This is a genomic window from Stenotrophomonas sp. CFBP8994, from assembly GCF_034044835.1.
GTDB lineage: Bacteria > Pseudomonadota > Gammaproteobacteria > Xanthomonadales > Xanthomonadaceae > Stenotrophomonas > Stenotrophomonas rhizophila_A.
This window is the reverse complement of the sequence record NZ_JAXCWT010000001.1, coordinates 298,692-315,068: the sequence shown is the minus strand read 5'-3', so window position 1 is coordinate 315,068 and position 16,377 is coordinate 298,692. Positions and strand designations below refer to the sequence as shown.

Here is a 16,377-nt window from a genome sequence, read left to right as displayed (position 1 = left end):
ACGTGATCCGGATCCAGAAAAAGACAGCGGCCCGAAGGCCGCTGTCTTTTTTTACCTTGCCGCTGGAACCGGATCAGGCCTTGTCGGTCTTTTCCGGGTCCTGCTTGTCGGCATCGTCGGCCTTGGCGACATCGGTCGGGATGTCTTCGCGGGCTTCGGCGTGCGCGGCCTGGGCGGCGGCGTCGGTCGGTGCGGCGTCGCTGGCGGCGCTGCCGAACAGCTGGCCGTTCTGCACCGCCGGTGCAACTGCGGCCGATTCCGCGCGTGCCACCGGTGCCGGGGCAGCCGGCGCGGCCGGAACGGCGTCCACTGCATCCAGCATGCTGGTCTGCACCGGACGACCGACTTCGGTCGGGCCCTTGTGCTCTACAACCGGCGCGCTGGTGCTGGCTTCGGCGGCCTTCGGGGTCTCGACGGCGACGGGTGCGGTCGGGGCCGGGGTCACCGGGGCCGGCGTCACGACGGGCGTTTCAATCGGCTTCGGCGCTTCGGTCACGACCGGGGCTTCGACTGCCTTCGGCGCTTCGGTCACGACTGGAGCGTCGACAGCCTTCGGCGCTTCAGCGGCGACCGGCGCTTCTACCGCTTTCGGCGCTTCGGTCACGACCGGGGCTTCAACAGTCTTCGGCGCTTCGGTCACGACCGGGGCGACCGGGGCTTCAACCGCCTTCGGTGCTTCCGCCACCACCGGCTTCTCAGCCTCCGGCGCCTTGGCGACCGGTGCCGAGGCCGGCATCGGCGATTCCACGAACGGCACGCGGTCGGTGTAGGACGGGGTGCGCTCTGCCACCGGCTCGGCCTTCGGGGCCGGGGCGGCCTCGCTGTGACCGGCGGTCACCACCGGGCTGCTGACCACGGCCAGCGGCGCGGCGGCGGCCACGGCAGCCACCGGGGCCGGGCGCGGAGCCTGGACCGGCGCGGCCGGAGCAGCGGGAGCAGCGCCGTCGTCATCGAAATCGAACTCCGGGTTCGATCCGGTGCTGCGGGCGGCGGGGCGGGCGGCCTGGGCGGTGGTGTCACCGTCCTGGTCGCCGTCCTGCTCGTCGCCGTCGGCGTCGTCATCCAGACCACCGTCATCGTTCAGGCCATCGCTGCCTGCAGCCTGCTCGCCATTGCCACGACGACGGCGGCGGCCACCGCGACGGCCACGACGACGGCGCGAGGCGCCCTCGCCACTGGCATCATCGCCGGTGCCCGGCGCTTCGCCGTGCTCGTTGGCTTCGCCATCCACCGCAACGGCGGTCACCTGGTTCTCATCGGCCGGTGCGTTGTTCGACACCGGGGCCGCGGTCGGCGCCGTGGTCGCCGGGGTGGCGGCATCGGCCACGGTCACCGCGGCTGCAACCAGCGCGGCATCGGCAGCGGTCACGCCGGTCTGCACCGGCTTGGCGGCATCGGCCTGCGGCTGGCGCGCGGGCTTGTCGCCCTCGTTCTGCTGGCGCGGCGGCTTCTGCTTCTGGTTCTGGTTCTGGTTCAGCTTCGGCTGCTGCTGCTCATTGCGCGGGGCCTTGGGCTGCTGCTGCTGCTCGTTGCGCGGCTTGCCCTGCTGGGCCTGGCCGGCGGCCGGTGCGGACGCCTGTGCGGCCACGTCCTGGCGGCGGTCATCGCGGCGCTCGCCCTTGCCGGCGCGTTCGCCACGGTCGTCGCGACGGTCCTTGCCACGGGCCTGGCCCTGCTGGCCCTGACCCTGGCCACGTTCGCCACGCTCATCGCGGCGGCCGTTGCGGTCCTTGCCGTTGCGGTCCTTGTTACGACCATTGCGGTTGCCGTCCTGGGCCGGGCGCGCGTTGGTCTGCGGGGCGGCGGCCGGCGCCGGTTCGCCACCAAAGATGCGCTTGAGCCAGCCGACCACGCCGGTGGCGGCCGGTGCAGCGACCGGGGCCGGGGCGACCGGGGCCGGGGCAGCAGCCACCGGTTCGGCAACCTCGCGGACCGGCGCCGGGGAGCTGTGCTTGACGTTGGTGACCGCCGGGGCAACCGGGATGTTCAGCTGCGCCTTGGTCAGGGCATGCACCGGCAGCTTGCGCGGGGTGCCACGCTGGTAGCTCGGCTTGCCGCTTTCTTCGCCCAGCTCGTTTTCACGCAGGCGGGTCACTTCGTAATGCGGCGTGTGCAGCTGCTCGTCGGCCACGATCACGATCGGCGCGTCATGGCGCTGTTCGATCTCGCGCAGGGCGCTGCGCTTTTCGTTGAGCAGGTAGTTGGCGATCTCCACCGGGGCCTGGACCAGCACCTGCCCGGTGTTTTCCTTCATCGCATGCTCTTCGGCGACGCGGATGATCGACAGCGACAGCGATTCCACCGAGCGCATGCGGCCATGGCCGTCGCAACGCGGGCAGACGATCTGGCTGGATTCGCCCAGGCTCGGACGCAGGCGCTGGCGGCTCATTTCCATCAGGCCGAAGCGCGAAATGCGGCCCAGCTGCACGCGCGCACGGTCGTACTTGAGCGCGTTCTGCAGACGGTTCTCGACCTCACGCTGGTGCTTGTTGGAGGACATGTCGATGAAGTCGATCACCACCAGGCCGCCCAGGTCGCGCAGGCGCAGCTGGCGGGCCACTTCCTCGGCCGCTTCCAGGTTGGTCTGGAACGCGGTGTCCTCGATGTCACTGCCCTTGGTGGCGCGCGAGGAGTTCACGTCGATGGCGGTCAGCGCTTCGGTCTGGTCGACCACGATCGAGCCGCCCGAGGGCAGGCGCACGTTGCGTTCATAGGCGCCTTCGATCTGCGATTCGATCTGGAAGCGGTTGAACAGCGGAATGTCGTCGGTGTAGTGCTTGAGCTTGCGCAGGGTCTGCGGCATCACCTGCTGCATGAATTCGCGGGCGGTGTCGTACAGCTCCTGGGTATCGACCAGGATCTCGCCCACGTCGGCGCGCAGGTAGTCGCGCAGGGCGCGCACGATCAGGCGCGATTCCTGGTAGATCAGGAAAGGGGCCGGCTTGGTCAGCGCCGCTTCGGCGATCGACTTCCAGACCTGCAGCAGGTAGTCCAGGTCCCACTGAAGCTCTTCGGCATCGCGGCCGACGCCGGCGGTGCGGATGATCACGCCCATGTCGTCGGGGATGTTCAGCTTGTCCAGCGCTTCCTTCAGCGCGGCGCGGTCTTCGCCCTCGATGCGACGCGACACGCCACCGGCGGTGGGCGAGTTCGGCATCAGCACCATGTAGCGGCCGGCCAGGGAGATGAACGTGGTCAGGGCGGCGCCCTTGTTGCCACGCTCTTCCTTGTCGACCTGGACCACCACTTCCTGGCCTTCACGCAGCAGTTCGCGGATGCCGGCCTTGTTGTGGTCGACCCCGGCCTGGAAGTAATCGCGGGAGATTTCCTTCAGCGGCAGGAAGCCGTGGCGTTCGCCACCGTATTCCACGAAGGCCGCTTCCAGCGACGGCTCAAGGCGCGTGATGCGGCCCTTGTAGATGTTCGACTTCTTCTGTTCCTTGGACGGCTGTTCGATGTCGATGTCGTACAGCGTCTGGCCATCCACGATGGCTACCCGCAGCTCTTCAGCCTGCGTGGCGTTGATCAGCATTCGCTTCATATTGCGTTCCTCGCGCGCTGCTACCGCGCGGAACGCCATGGGGTTTCGCTTCTGGTCACGCTTGCACGCCCATCGCGCATGCGCGGGGAGGGCGGCTTGGGTTTCCAGCGCTACAACACCACGGCAGGCCGCGGGAGCGCTTCATTTTGTTTTGGTTTGGGTGTTGCGGGCCGGAGGCAGCTTTCAGCCAGGCTGGAGCGCCACAGGGACATTTTTTCAGCGCAGACGCGTGTCAGGCATCCGGCGATGGCCGGGACTGCCGGTGAGCCGCTAACATGGCCGCCCCGGGGGCGGTGGCTGCGCACTGTGCCGGAATCGAGGGAAGTCGGGCTTCTGGCCCTGAGCAACTTCCAACGAAATCAATCCCTTATCTCGCCCGCCGAGTGTAACAGAATAAAAGGCCAATGACTGATACCGTGCCGTCCCCCAAACCCGCTGAAGGCAAGACCAGCGTCCGTCTCCTGACTGTCCCGGCCGACCGTGCCGGGCAACGCCTGGACAACTTCCTGCTCGGCCAGCTGAAGGGTGCGCCACGCAGTCTGGTCTACAAACTCGTGCGCAGCGGCCAGGTCCGGGTGAACGGCGGCCGTGCCAAGGCCGAACGCAAGCTGGTGGAGGGCGACGAAGTGCGCGTGCCACCGGTCCGTCTCACCGAAGAGGGAGACAAGGCCGGCCCGCCGGCGGCGTTCATGAAGCGGCTGGAAGACGCCATCGTCTACGAAGACGAGCGGCTTCTGGCCCTGAACAAGCCCTCCGGCGTGGCCAGCCACGGCGGCAGCGGGATCAGTTTCGGCGCCATCGAGACCCTGCGAGCCCTTCGCCCCGGCAAGACGCTGGAGCTGGTGCACCGGCTGGATCGGGACACCTCGGGCCTGCTGATCGTGGCCAAGAAGCGCTCGGCGCTGAGCGAGCTGCAGGCGCTGCTGCGGGAAGACCACGGCGCCGGCATCCGCAAACGCTACCTGACCCTGCTGGTGGGGCGCATGCCCGACGGCACCATGACCGTGGACGCCCCGCTGCACGTGGGCCTGCGCCAGGGCGGCGAGCGCCACGTCCAGGTCAATGCGATCGGCAAGGAGTCCATCAGCCACTTCAGCGTGCTGGAGCGCAAGGGCGGCCATTCGTTCTGCGAAGTCCGCATCGAAACCGGCCGTACCCACCAGATCCGCGTGCATGCCCAGCACCTCGGGCACCCGGTGGCGGGGGACGACAAATACGGCGATCCGGACGTCAACAAGCGGCTTCGTGACCAGATCGGCCTGAAACGCCTGTTCCTCCACGCCGCCTCGCTGGAGTTCTCGCTGGACGCCGGCAAGACCCCCTATCTGCTCAACGCGCCATTGGCCGAAGAGCTGACCGAGGCGTTGAACCGGTTGGGGTGAGGCTGTCGGTTGATTGATCCGAGCCCGGATGGGCCCGGAAAAAAGTCGTCGACCGTTGGTTGATTGATCCCAATCCCAATGGGCCAATATGAATTCGTAGCCCCGGCCGTTGGCCGGAAACCGCGCGCAGCGCGGCCCAAGCGTCCGGAGACGGTCACCCAACGATTGCCGCCACCACCCGGCGTTTAGAAGTTCCGAAGCCGCCCGTCAGGCGTTCATGATCCCGGAACGAAGAGCAGCCGGCCAACGGTCGGCGCTACCGCTTCGGATCGTCTAAACGCCGGACGGAGTATAGGGGGCCGCATTCGGCCACCTCCTGACACTGGGGCCGCGCTGCGCGCGGTGTCCGGCCAACGGCCGGGGCTACGAACCGCTACGTAACGTCCACAGATCGGGATCAACCAACCAGAGGCCCCGTAACCATCGCAGACCCATCGGGATTGGAATCAAATCAACCCGTATCCGGTAGCGCCGGCCGTTGGCCGGCCCACGCAATCTGCGTCACGCCCGCACGCACATCACCACTTGAACAACACCAGGCTGATCGCCAGGCTGGCCATCCCGGCCACCAGCCCGTACACCGTTTCATGGCCCTTGGCGTATCGCTTGGCCGCTGGCAGCAGTTCGTCCAGCGCCAGGAACACCATCACCCCGGAAATCAGCCCGAACACCCAGCCGAACGTGGCGTGGTTGAGCACCCCGGACAACAGCACGTACCCGATCGCCGCCCCGATCGGCTCGGCCAGGCCCGACAGCAGGCTGGCGCCGAACGCATAGAACTTGTTCTGGGTGGCGAAATACACCGGTACCGCGATCGCGATGCCCTCGGGGATGTTGTGGATCGCAATGGCAAATGCCAGCGGCATCCCCACCGAGGGGCTTTCCAGCGTCGCAAAGAACGTGGCCAGGCCTTCCGGGAAGTTGTGCGCGGTGATCGCCACCGCCGTCAGCAGGCCCACCCGCTTGATGTAGGTCTTGTTGTTCTCCCGGAACATCGGGTCCTGCTTGTCCAGGCTTTCGTGCGGGTTCGGAATCAGGTGATCGATCAGCACGATCAGCAGCACCCCGCACAGGAACGCCGCCGTGGCGTAGGCATAGCCCACGCGCGCGTCATACGCCTGGCTGAACGAATCGATCGCCTTGGTCAGGATCTCGGTCAGCGACACGAACACCATCGCACCGCCGGCGAAGGCCAGGCCGAAGGCCAGCAGGCGGGGATTGGGTCGGCGCGAGAACAACACCATCAGGCTGCCCAGGCCCGTGGCCAGCCCGGCAGCCAGGGTCACCAGCAGGGCGACCCATACGTTTTCACTCGAGATTTCCGGCATGCGCCACAGCGTCCTTTGATCAGCCGCCGCGACGCAGGCGCTCTTCCACCGCGAAGCACTCATCGGGTTTGGGCTGCGGCGGGTTGAAGCTCACCGGCACCTGGATGGTGGTGGGCACCGCCTGGCCGGCGCGGGTGGCCGCCTTGAACTGCCAGCCTTCCACCGCCTTCTGCGCCTGCTCATCAAGCTGTGCGTTGCCGCTGCCGCTCACCAGCTGCACCTGGCCGGGCTTGCCGTCGGTCCCCACCACCACCTTCAGCGTGGTGGTGCCGCCAATGGCCTGGCAGGCCAGCTCGATCGGGTACACCGGCGGCGGGGTCTTCACCGCAGCAACCTCGGTAGGCGCCGCCACCGGCGCCGACGGCTCCGTTGACCCGCCACACCCGGCAAGGGTCAGCACCGCTGCGGTCACCGCCACGCGTATCTGGATGTTCATCAAAATCACTCCGTCAGGCCCGAAGCCTTGGCTGCACAGATGAAGTCGTTCTCGCTCAACCCGCCCACGTCGTGGGTGGAAAAGCGCACCACGGCGCGGTCGTAATGCACCCCCAGGTCCGGGTGGTGGTCCTCGGCATGGGCCACCCAGGCCAGGGCGTTCACGAACGCCATGGTCTTGTAGTAGTCGGCGAAGCGGAAGGTCCGGGTCAGGGCCTGGCCCTGTTCGGCCAGCTCCCAGCCGGGAACCTGCGGCAGCAGCTCGGCTATCCGGGCTTCGCCCAGCTTGTGGTCGCTGCCCTTGCGCGGTACGCAACGGGCCTGCGCCAGCGGAATCAGGTCGGCCATGAAATCCTCCACCTCGTGTATGCCTGAACAATGCGCCGGACAGTGTATAAACCGAATGAGCGCATAACATGTAAGCCGCTAGAATAGCCGCATGATCCAGATCTCCGACACTGCCCAGACCTATTTCCGCAAGCTCATCGAGCGCGAAGCCGTGCCCGGCATGGGCGTGCGCCTCAGCGCCGTCGACGCCGGCACACCGCGTGCCGATGCCCGGCTGGAGTTCGCCGAACCGGCCGACCTGCTCGGCGACGAGTGGGCGGTGGACTGCGACGGCTTCACCCTGTACGTGGCGTCCGACAGCGTGGGCTGGATGGACGGCGCCGACATCGACATCGTCACCAATGCCACCGGCGGCCAGCAGCTCACCATCAAGGCCCCGAAGATCAAGGGCGAAGCCCCGGCCGATTCGGCCTCGCTGGTCGAACGCGTGCGCTGGGTGGTGGAAAACGAAGTCAACCCGCAGCTGGCCTCGCACGGCGGCAAGGTTGCGGTGCAGGAAGTATCTGCCGATGGCGTGGTGCTGCTGCGCTTCGGCGGTGGCTGCCAGGGCTGCGGCATGGCCGACGTCACCCTCAAGCAGGGCATCGAGAAAACCTTGATGGGCCGCGTGCCCGGCATCACCGCCGTACGTGACGCGACCGACCACGACAGCGGTCACGCGCCGTATATTCCGCGCGGCACGGCTGCCTGACCGGCCTGCGTGACACTGCGCCGGGCTGACGACATCCTCGACTGGCTGCTTTCCCGCCAGCCGGACAAACGCATCGTTGAAAAAACCACGGGCCTGCCCTACGGGTGGGGCCTGTGGCTGCGCGCGCTGACGCCGCTGCCGCGTCCGTTCCGCTCGACCGAAGTCATTGCCGAACTGATCCAGCGGCCGTTGCCGGGCTCGCCCGGCCGACTGCCGGCGCTGGGCTTCGTGCAGTCGCTGCGACGGCTGCTCTGGCAGACCTGGGACCCGGCCCCGCGCGACCAGCGCTGGATGCGCTGGACCTCGGCGGTCATCAGCGTGCTGCTGCACGTCATGTTCGCGCTGCTGCTGTTGTGGGTGGCGCTGATCCGCCCGCCGGTGCAGCCGGAGCAGGGCGGTGATGGCGGCCGCATCCAGGTGGAATTCCTGGGCAGCGGAACACCCCAGGAAAGTGGTGGCGGCGAGCCGACGGCTGCAGGCAGCGCGGCAGCCGCCGCTGCGAGCGCCCAGGCAGAAGCGGCCGCCGCCTCGCAGCCCCGACCGGCGAGCCCGACCGCAGCCACCGCGCCGCAGCCGCCGGCATCGGCATCGGCGCCGACCGCCAGTACCGAACCCGCGCCGACACCGCCAGCCCCTGCGCCCACCGCTGTCGAACAGCCGGTCCAGGCCACCGACGTGGCCGAAGCCACCACCGATTTCGTGGTGCCGCCCACCAGCGTGCCGCGCACTGAAGTGCGGGTGATTCCGCGCGACGCGCCCGAGCCGCAGGTGCGCGAACGCACCGTGGAGGTGGCGGAGGCACCGACGCCGCCTTCGATCACCCCGTCCGTGCGCCCGGTGGAAACGCAGGTGCGCCCGCGCGACGTGGCGGTGCGCGAACGAGAGGTCACCGTGGTCACCGCGCCCACCGCACCGGTGCCCGTGCCGGGCCCGCGGGTGGAGGTCACTGTGCCGCAGCGTGATCTGCAGGTGCGCGAACGTGAAGTGACCCCGGCGCCGTCAGTGTCGGTCACGGTCGCGCCGGTGCCGCAGCGCGAGATCACTGTGCCCGGGCGCAGTCCGGAAGTGGCGGTGCGTGAGCGTGCGGTGCCGAATGCCGCGCCGCGCCCGGCCCCGGCCGCAGCGACCCCATCGCCGGCAGCGTCCGCACCTTCGCCCACGCCAGGGGCGAGTACGGCCAGCCAGGCCAGCCCAAGCCGCAGCACCGCCTCCAGTACCGCGCCGGCCCGTGCGCCGGCCGCGCGTCCGTCGCCCACGCCGGGCAACTGGGCCACGCCGGCACGGGGCGATGACTGGGGCGCGGCCGACCGCAACCGGGCCGGCGAGCGCAGTGGCGCGCAGGCCAACCAGGGCGCCGGGCGTACCGGCGAGGGTCTGTTCAACGCCGATGGCAGCGTGCGCGTGCCAGGGCAGGCGGGTACCGGCGATAGCGAGCGCGGCGCCCCCGGTGGCGAGAACGATGGCTGGAGCCGCGAACGGATTGCCCAGTCCGGGACGTGGCTCAAGCGCCCGCCGTACGACTACACACCGACCTCGTTCGACAAGTACTGGGCGCCGAACGAATCGCTGCTGGCCGAATGGGTGCGCAAGGGCATCAAGGCCGTGGAGATTCCGATTCCGGGCACCAGCTCGAAGATTTCCTGCGTGGTCTCGATCCTGCAGTTCGGCGGCGGCTGCGGCCTGTCCGACCCGAACATGCAGGACCAGCCGGCGGTGGCTCGCCCGCCGCCGGACATTCCGTTCAAGAAGGAATTACAGGACGACAACGGAAGCCGTTGACCGCAAGGGCCACGTGGGATCATGCCGTACGTGGGACACGCATGGCGTGTCGCTACGCGGGATTACCCCTCCGAATCGTCGCTTCCTGCGTCTTCCAGCGCGACGAATGCCCAGAACGGCACGTCGTGTTCGAGCCACGTCTTGCTGGCGTCCTCCAGCACATCCAGGAACGTGTCGAAGTCCTTCTCCGCGTTTTCCTGCAACTCGTCCGCATCACTGAAGAACAACGCGTAGCCGTTGGCCTTCATCCACCCGAGGTCGCGCAGGCAATCCAGCAGCGCGTCCCAGTTGCCACCAAATGTCTGCGGGAAATCCATCTGCGCGGCAACGCGTGCGATCAGGGTTCGCTTGTCGCGGCAGCCGCCCAGGTCGATCGTGGCCACGCGCAGGCCGGCATCGCGCATCGCGGCCGACAGCGGGCCGATGTCGGCGTTGGTGACCGAATACACGCCCGCATTGTTGATGTCGTCCAGACCCAGTTCGAATCCATCGTGGTTCATTGCCAGCTCCCGGCAGGTGGGACCTCGAAACTGCGGAAGGTTTCGTAATGGTCGTCGGTGTAGAACCAACCGGTCGGCGGACTGCCGCCGGTCACGATGCGGCGTGCGCCGCGGTTGCCGGCACCCGGCGTGTCCACGGTGTACTCGCGGTAATAGCCGCGCGGGCGCTCCGGCAGGCGCTGTTCGCGGTTGCTGAAAACGCCGCCGTCCTGGCGGTGCGGGTAGGGACCGCCGCGCTGGATCAGGAGGATGGTCTGGCGTGCTTCTGCAGGCAGGAAGGCAGGCAGTGGGTCGTGAGTGCGCTGCGCGGCGGCGCCGGGATTGGCCGGGGCGTTGTCGAGTGGCGCAGCATCGGCGGCTGGCTGGGTCAGCGACGGCGCGAACTGCGGCGCGGGCGCGCGCTGGGCTTCCTTGATGGCGAAAAGACCGCCCACCAGCAGGACAATGGCAACGAGCAGCAGTAGAGGTTTGCGCATGTGAACATCGAGTGTGCGGGGGACGGGGTTAATGTAGCGTAGCCAAACGAAGTTTCCTTTACGTGGGGGTTGGTAAGCTTGGCGGCCATCCCCATCATCGACTTCGCAACGCCCGGTCTTCGCCGGGCGAGTGAGCTACCAGGAGAACCACATGGCCTACACCCTCCCCAAGCTGTCCTACGCCTACGACGCGCTTGAGCCGCACATTGATGCGGCCACGATGGAAATCCACCACACCAAGCACCACCAGACCTACATCAACAACGTCAACGCGGCACTGGAAGGCACCGAATACGCCGACCTGCCGGTTGAGGAGCTGGTCAAGAAGCTCAAGTCGCTGCCGGAAAACCTGCAGGGCCCGGTGCGCAACAACGGTGGCGGGCACGCCAACCACACCCTGTTCTGGACCGTGATGGCGCCCAACGCCGGCGGTAACCCGACTGGCGACGTCGGCCAGGCCATCGACGCCCAGCTGGGCGGTTTCGAGAAGTTCAAGGAAGCCTTCACCAAGGCGGCGCTGACCCGTTTCGGCAGCGGCTGGGCGTGGCTGAGCGTGACCCCGGACAAGAAGCTGGTAGTGGAAAGCACCGGCAACCAGGACAGCCCGTTGATGGAAGGCAACACGCCGATCCTGGGCCTGGACGTGTGGGAACACGCGTACTACCTGAAGTACCAGAACCGTCGCCCGGAATACATCGGCGCGTTCTTCAACGTGGTCGACTGGAAGGAAGTCGAGCGTCGTTACCAGGAAGCCATCGCCTGATTCCTGCGTTGAACTGGATACCGGAAAGGCCAGGCAGAAATGCCTGGCCTTTTCGTTTACCGGGCCTGGGCTTCGCCCTGAAGCCTCAGGGTCGCAATGATGCCCAGGCGCAGGGCGCCGATATCGGTGCCTTCCAGTGCGGGCAGCTTCAGCGGTTGCAGGCCTTGCCCGGCGAAGTGGCTCACCTGGAACAGCACATCCAGCCCATGGCCGCCCGCGATCCCGGCTGCCGACGGCGGGTCGACGCGCTCGCCGGGATTCTTGCGCGCCGGCTGGAAGCCGGGTGAGCTGCGCACCAGTTCATCGGTGTCAGCCGAGAAGTCGCCTGCAATCAACGATGGCAGGCCGTCCGAGGTGGCACCGATCCAGGTCATCAGGTCGCTGGTCTGGTGCTTTCGCACCAGCGCTTCGTCCGGGTCCGGGCGCAGCCGTGCAACATAGATGTTGATCTGCTCGTCCTGCAGGTTCACCCGCAGCATGCCCGCCGCACTGAACCGGCCCGGCGGATGCAGCAGGGTGACCCCGTCTTCGGCCACCGGCAGCCGGCTGAGCATGGCACTGCCGTGGCGCAGCGGCTGGCTGGGCGGGTCGGCGGTGACGAAGTCGCAGCTGTAGCGCAGGCGGGTGGCCAGCCAGCAGGCGGGGTTGCCGCCCTTGGTCTGCAGCACCCGCTGCACGGCGATCACGTCCGGCTGCAGGCCTTCCAGCACCTGCAGCAGCTGGTCGCGGCGCTGCTCCCATTGGGCCTCGTCGGCCGCCGGCAGTTCCAGTGTGGCGATCCTGAGCAGGCGTGGCGGCGCCTCGCTCTGCCGGGCGGCGGCCGGGAGCGCGGGAGTGGTCAACAACAGGAGCAGGAACCAGCCGTGCCAGCGTCCTGCGACAACCGTGGGGAGGAGGCGCATAACGATAAGTTTACGCTTGGTCCGTCGACGTGCCGTGACTTCCGTCAACGGTTTTCAGATGCCTGCCATTGCGCGGCGGCGTTGTCACGTTCGGCCGCAACGTGCGCCGCCGTGGCCCTTCCGGTAACCTTGCGCCCTTTGAACCCGCAGGACAGCCCCATAGAATGAGCACGACCGCAGCCGCCAGCGCTGGCAAGGGAAGCATGCCGCGCCAGATTCCGTACATCATCGGCAATGAGGCCTGCGAGCGGTTCAGCTTCTATGGGATGCGCAACATCCTGGTGCAGTTCCTGATCACCTCGCTGCTGCTGCAGGAGATCACGGCCGATGGCCGGGCCGGCGAGGCCAAGGACATCATGCACAGCTTCATGATCGGCGTGTACTTCTTCCCGCTGCTGGGCGGCTGGCTGGCCGACAAGTTCTTCGGCAAGTACCACACCATCCTCTGGTTCAGCCTGATCTACTGCGCCGGCCATGCCTGCCTGGCGCTGTTCGAGAACAGCCGCGAAGGCTTCTTCCTCGGGCTGGGCCTGATCGCGCTGGGTGCCGGCGGCATCAAGCCGCTGGTGGCCTCGTTCATGGGCGACCAGTTCGACCAGAGCAACAAGCACCTGGCCAAGATCGTCTTCGACGCGTTCTACTGGATCATCAATTTCGGCTCGCTGTTCGCCTCGCTGCTGATCCCGCTGGCGCTGAAGAACCTGGGCCCGCAGTGGGCGTTCGGCATCCCGGGCATCCTGATGTTCGTGGCCACCTTCGTGTTCTGGCTGGGCCGCAAGCGCTACGTGCTGGTGCCGCTGCCGCCCAAGGACCCGCATTCGTTCGGCAACGTGGTGCGTACCGCGCTGACCGCGCAGGTGCCGGGCAAGGGCCGTCCGGGTCTTACCCTGGCCATCCTGGGCGCGGTGCTGGCGGTGGCCTCGATGGGTCTGGTCGGCAGCCTGGGCATCGTGATCTGCCTGTGCATCGCGCTGGTGCTGGTGCTGGCCGGCGTGGGCGGCGGTACCTGGATCCAGCTCGACCGCGCCCGCGCGGTGCACCCGGCCGAGGCCGTGGAGGGCGTGCGTTCGGTACTGCGCGTGCTGGTGATCTTCGCGCTGACCACGCCGTTCTTCTCGCTGTTCGACCAGAAGGCGTCCACCTGGGTGCTGCAGGGCCAGCAGATGGCCATGCCGTCCTGGTTCACCGCCTCGCAGATGCAGGCGCTGAACCCGCTGCTGGTGATGATCCTGATTCCGTTCAACAACCTGGTGCTGTACCCGGCCCTGCGCCGGTTCGGCTTCGAGCCGACCGCGCTGCGCCGCATGACCGCCGGCATTGCCTTCAGCGGCCTGGCCTGGATCGTGGTCGGCGGCATCCAGGTGATGATGGATGGCGGCAACGTCATGTCCATCTTCTGGCAGATGCTGCCGTATGCGCTGCTCACCTTCGGTGAGGTGCTGGTCTCGGCAACCGGCCTGGAGTTCGCCTACAGCCAGGCGCCGCAGGCGATGAAGGGCGTGGTGATGAGCTTCTGGAACCTCACCACCACCATCGGCAACCTGTGGGTGCTGCTGTCCAACGCGGCGGTGCGCAACGACACGGTGACCCACCAGATCGCCAGTACCGGGCTCAGCGAGGCCGCGTTCCTGATGTTCTTCTTCGCCGGCTTCGCCTTCGTGGCGGCGTTGGCCTTCGGTTGGTATGCCAAGCGCTATCGTATGGTCGACAACTACCGCGCTGCCTGAGTACCGCCATGACCCCCGTCAACCTGCTGCTGATCGCCATCACCGTTCTTGTCTCCTGGATGGCGTTCAAGAACCGCGCGCTGGCCGACCGCCTGATCCTGTGGCCGCCAGCGGTGGACCGCAAGCGCCAGTACGACCGCCTGGTGACCTACGGGTTCATCCACGCGGACCTGGCGCACCTGGCGTTCAACATGATCACGCTGTTCTTCTTCGGCGGCCAGATCGAGTCGGTGATGGTCAACCTCACCGGCAGCTACCTCACGTACCCGGCGTTCTACCTGGGTGCGCTGGTGGTGTCGATCCTGCCCAGCTACCTGAAGAACCAGAAGAACCCGAACTACATGAGCCTGGGCGCGTCGGGCGCGGTGTCGGCGGTGCTGTTCGCCTTCATCCTGATCAGCCCGTGGAGCATCATCTTCGTGTTCTTCATCCCGGCGCCGGCGATCATCTATGCCGCGTTCTACGTCGGCTACAGCATCTGGATGGACCGCAAGGGCGGTGACCGCATCAACCACAGCGCGCACCTGGCCGGTGCCGCGTTCGGCGTGATCTTCATGCTGGCGATGCGCCCGGCGATCTTCGACCACTTCCTGCGCGAGTTGAGCAACCCGCGCTTCAGCCTGGGCGGCTGAAGGGCAAGGGCGGTCACGCAAGGAACGGCGCAGCCGTTCCTAACGTCGCTTGCCGACGGCCCGAAGGGGGCCTGCCGCAGGCAGGCATACCAACGGTCGTGACCTACCGCCGGGCATTGGGTAGGTCACGACCGTTGGTCGTGACGCACCGGGGCAGACGGTAAGCAGGATCGAGGTAGGTCACGACCGTTGGTCGTGACGCACCGGGGCAGACGGTAAGCAGGATCGAGGTAGGTCACGACCGTTGGTCGTGACGCTCCATCACGCAGCGAAACGCTGGTCGGTACCGTAGGTGCTGAGCAGGCGGGCGTAGACCTCGTGGTCGATCAGGTCGAACTCCGACCCCTGGGTCTGGCCATTCAGGGCCAGCTGGAACAGGCCTTCCAGCAGCGAGCTGTCGGCGTCGCCGGGCTGGGTGAAGTCGGGTGCATGGTCCATGTGACACTCCTTGGGACACGGATGGGGCAGACAGGTGTCGCAAAACGCGTGCCAGTTTTTGCGGCCTGTCCGAAACCGATATCGGCTTGAATCGGGCGGACTTTAGGACCTTATGTGACCAAATGCGTCGCCTGTTGCCCCTGTTCAGGCTTCACGCGATCATGGCGCTACGCTGCGCACTATCGCGACAGTCGCCGCAGGAGACACCGCCCATGGCTTCGGTCACCCCGCCCGGATTGGCGTACGAGGTGGAGCACGATCTGGTCCGCCACCGGTTCCAGGCCCGGATCCAGGGATATCTCGCGCTGCTGGATTACCAGATCAAGCGGAAGCGGATGGTCATCACCCATACCGAGGTTCCCGAGGCCATTGCCGGCCGCGGCATCGCCGGGGAACTGACCAAGGTCGCCCTGCGCTACGCGCGCGACAACAAGTACAAGGTGGTGCCGGCGTGTGCCTACGCCGAGCAGTTCTTCCAACGGCACACCGAGTACGACGACCTGCTGGCGTAGCAGGCACAGTTTTTTTCACGGACGAAGGATCATCATGCTGGGTTTCAACAAGGGGATAGCAATGAACATCGCAGGAAACCGCCGCGCGCTGCGTACCGGCGCGCTGGCGTTGGCCGTGGGGCTGGTGCTGCTGGCCGGCTGCAAGCGCGAGGCGGATACCGCTGTCGCACCGGCAACCGACACCACCACCGCACAGCCGGATGCCACCGCGCCGCAGGCCGCCGTCGAGGCGCCACTGGAGCTGCGTGACGTCATTGAAAACACCCCGCAGGCGGTGGTGGGCATCAGCTACCCGCAGGACGTGAACCGCTTCCCCGGGCTGGCCAAGGCGCTGTCGGACTACGCCACGGCGGCGCGCGCTGAACTGCAGCAGGCCGTGGACGGCCTGGGCAACGACAAGCCGACCATGCCCTACGAGCTGTCGCTGAGTTTCGAAAAGGTGCTGGAGACCCCGCAGCTGGTGGTGATCAGCGCCGACGGCAGCCGTTATACCGGCGGTGCCCATGGCGAACCGCTGGTGGCGCGTTTCGTGTGGCTGCCGGAAACGCAGACCATGCTCACCGCCGACAAGCTGATTGCCGATACCAAGGGCTGGGGCGTGGTCAGCGACTACATCGCCGACCAGCTCAAGGAGCGCGTGGCGACCCGGCTGAGCAGTGAAGACATGGACCCGGGCCAGCTGCAGGAATCGCTGCGCAGCGCCAGCCGCATGATCGCCGACGGCACCGGGGCCAGCGCCGAGAATTTCAGCCAGTTCCAGCCGATGACCGACCCCAATGGGCTGATCACCGCGGTGCGGTTCGTGTTCCCGCCGTACCAGGTAGGGCCGTATTCGGATGGCACCCAGACCGTGGACGTGCCCGCCGCCGTGCTGGCACCGCACGTGGCCCCGGCCTACGCCGGGCTGTTCGCCAAGGGCTAGA

At 67.2% G+C, this 16,377-nt stretch carries 16 protein-coding genes; 8 read left to right on the top strand and 8 right to left on the bottom strand.

Annotated features, from left to right (window positions below; all coding sequences use genetic code 11):
* Positions 1-73 precede the first annotated feature (73 nt).
* Positions 74-3,541 (bottom strand): ribonuclease E, encoded by a 3,468-nt coding sequence (rne, locus tag SOM39_RS01530; protein WP_320457273.1) that lies wholly within the window; start codon positions 3,539-3,541, stop codon positions 74-76.
* Positions 3,542-3,945: 404 nt separating this feature from the next.
* Here rne and SOM39_RS01525 point away from each other — a divergent pair, with 404 nt between their 5' ends.
* Positions 3,946-4,923, top strand: coding sequence for an RluA family pseudouridine synthase (locus tag SOM39_RS01525; RefSeq protein ID WP_184126631.1), 978 nt, complete (start codon positions 3,946-3,948; stop codon positions 4,921-4,923).
* Between the two features lie 518 nt (positions 4,924-5,441).
* On the opposite strand, the gene zupT is transcribed toward SOM39_RS01525, so the two are convergent.
* The 3 genes from zupT to SOM39_RS01510 are packed head-to-tail and all read right to left on the bottom strand — an operon-like array spanning position 5,442 to position 7,034.
* The gene (gene zupT, locus SOM39_RS01520) at positions 5,442-6,251 is read right to left on the bottom strand and encodes a zinc transporter ZupT (protein WP_320457272.1); all 810 of its coding nucleotides are present in this window, start codon (positions 6,249-6,251) and stop codon (positions 5,442-5,444) included.
* Between the two features lie 19 nt (positions 6,252-6,270).
* A complete protein-coding gene (locus SOM39_RS01515) occupies positions 6,271-6,687 on the bottom strand; it encodes an energy transducer TonB (protein WP_068853066.1) in 417 nt (138 codons plus the stop codon).
* 5 nt (positions 6,688-6,692) lie between these two features.
* Entirely contained in the window at positions 6,693-7,034 is a 342-nt protein-coding gene (locus tag SOM39_RS01510; RefSeq protein WP_068854702.1) for a 4a-hydroxytetrahydrobiopterin dehydratase, read from the bottom strand.
* Positions 7,035-7,125: 91 nt separating this feature from the next.
* Here SOM39_RS01510 and SOM39_RS01505 point away from each other — a divergent pair, with 91 nt between their 5' ends.
* Together SOM39_RS01505 and SOM39_RS01500 are read left to right on the top strand one after the other, a co-directional pair.
* Positions 7,126-7,725: an NfuA family Fe-S biogenesis protein gene (locus tag SOM39_RS01505; protein WP_068853063.1), complete on the top strand. Its 600-nt coding sequence runs from the start codon at positions 7,126-7,128 to the stop codon at positions 7,723-7,725.
* Positions 7,726-7,734: 9 nt separating this feature from the next.
* Positions 7,735-9,504, top strand: a complete 1,770-nt coding sequence (locus SOM39_RS01500) for a hypothetical protein (protein ID WP_320457271.1) — start codon at positions 7,735-7,737, stop codon at positions 9,502-9,504.
* Between the two features lie 62 nt (positions 9,505-9,566).
* On the opposite strand, the gene SOM39_RS01495 is transcribed toward SOM39_RS01500, so the two are convergent.
* The gene (locus tag SOM39_RS01495) at positions 9,567-10,004 is read right to left on the bottom strand and encodes a barstar family protein (protein ID WP_320457270.1); all 438 of its coding nucleotides are present in this window, start codon (positions 10,002-10,004) and stop codon (positions 9,567-9,569) included.
* On the bottom strand, positions 10,001-10,480 hold the full coding sequence (locus SOM39_RS01490; RefSeq protein ID WP_320457269.1) for a ribonuclease domain-containing protein: 480 nt from the start codon (positions 10,478-10,480) through the stop codon (positions 10,001-10,003). The genes SOM39_RS01495 and SOM39_RS01490 overlap by 4 nt, the downstream gene beginning before the upstream one ends.
* Positions 10,481-10,631: 151 nt before the next feature.
* Here SOM39_RS01490 and SOM39_RS01485 point away from each other — a divergent pair, with 151 nt between their 5' ends.
* Positions 10,632-11,243 carry a superoxide dismutase gene (locus tag SOM39_RS01485; protein ID WP_093532582.1) on the top strand — a complete coding sequence of 204 codons (612 nt, stop codon included), beginning with the start codon at positions 10,632-10,634 and terminating at the stop codon, positions 11,241-11,243.
* A 56-nt stretch (positions 11,244-11,299) separates the two neighbouring features.
* On the opposite strand, the gene SOM39_RS01480 is transcribed toward SOM39_RS01485, so the two are convergent.
* On the bottom strand, positions 11,300-12,145 hold the full coding sequence (locus SOM39_RS01480) for an endonuclease/exonuclease/phosphatase family protein (protein ID WP_217536174.1): 846 nt from the start codon (positions 12,143-12,145) through the stop codon (positions 11,300-11,302).
* Between the two features lie 164 nt (positions 12,146-12,309).
* On the opposite strand from SOM39_RS01480, the gene SOM39_RS01475 reads away from it, so the two are divergent.
* Together SOM39_RS01475 and SOM39_RS01470 are read left to right on the top strand one after the other, a co-directional pair.
* Positions 12,310-13,872 (top strand): oligopeptide:H+ symporter, encoded by a 1,563-nt coding sequence (locus tag SOM39_RS01475; RefSeq protein WP_068853049.1) that lies wholly within the window; start codon positions 12,310-12,312, stop codon positions 13,870-13,872.
* Positions 13,873-13,880: 8 nt separating this feature from the next.
* Positions 13,881-14,504 (top strand): rhomboid family intramembrane serine protease, encoded by a 624-nt coding sequence (locus tag SOM39_RS01470; protein WP_095362777.1) that lies wholly within the window; start codon positions 13,881-13,883, stop codon positions 14,502-14,504.
* A gap of 261 nt (positions 14,505-14,765) precedes the next feature.
* On the opposite strand, the gene SOM39_RS01465 is transcribed toward SOM39_RS01470, so the two are convergent.
* Entirely contained in the window at positions 14,766-14,942 is a 177-nt protein-coding gene (locus SOM39_RS01465; RefSeq protein WP_184126639.1) for a hypothetical protein, read from the bottom strand.
* Positions 14,943-15,154: 212 nt separating this feature from the next.
* Between SOM39_RS01465 and SOM39_RS01460 the strand changes: the two genes are divergently transcribed.
* Together SOM39_RS01460 and SOM39_RS01455 are read left to right on the top strand one after the other, a co-directional pair.
* Complete coding sequence (locus tag SOM39_RS01460) at positions 15,155-15,454, top strand: GNAT family N-acetyltransferase (RefSeq protein ID WP_210130617.1); 300 nt, start codon at positions 15,155-15,157, stop codon at positions 15,452-15,454.
* Positions 15,455-15,515: 61 nt separating this feature from the next.
* Complete coding sequence (locus SOM39_RS01455; protein ID WP_320457268.1) at positions 15,516-16,376, top strand: DUF3298 and DUF4163 domain-containing protein; 861 nt, start codon at positions 15,516-15,518, stop codon at positions 16,374-16,376.
* The last annotated feature ends 1 nt before the right edge of the window (position 16,377 follow it).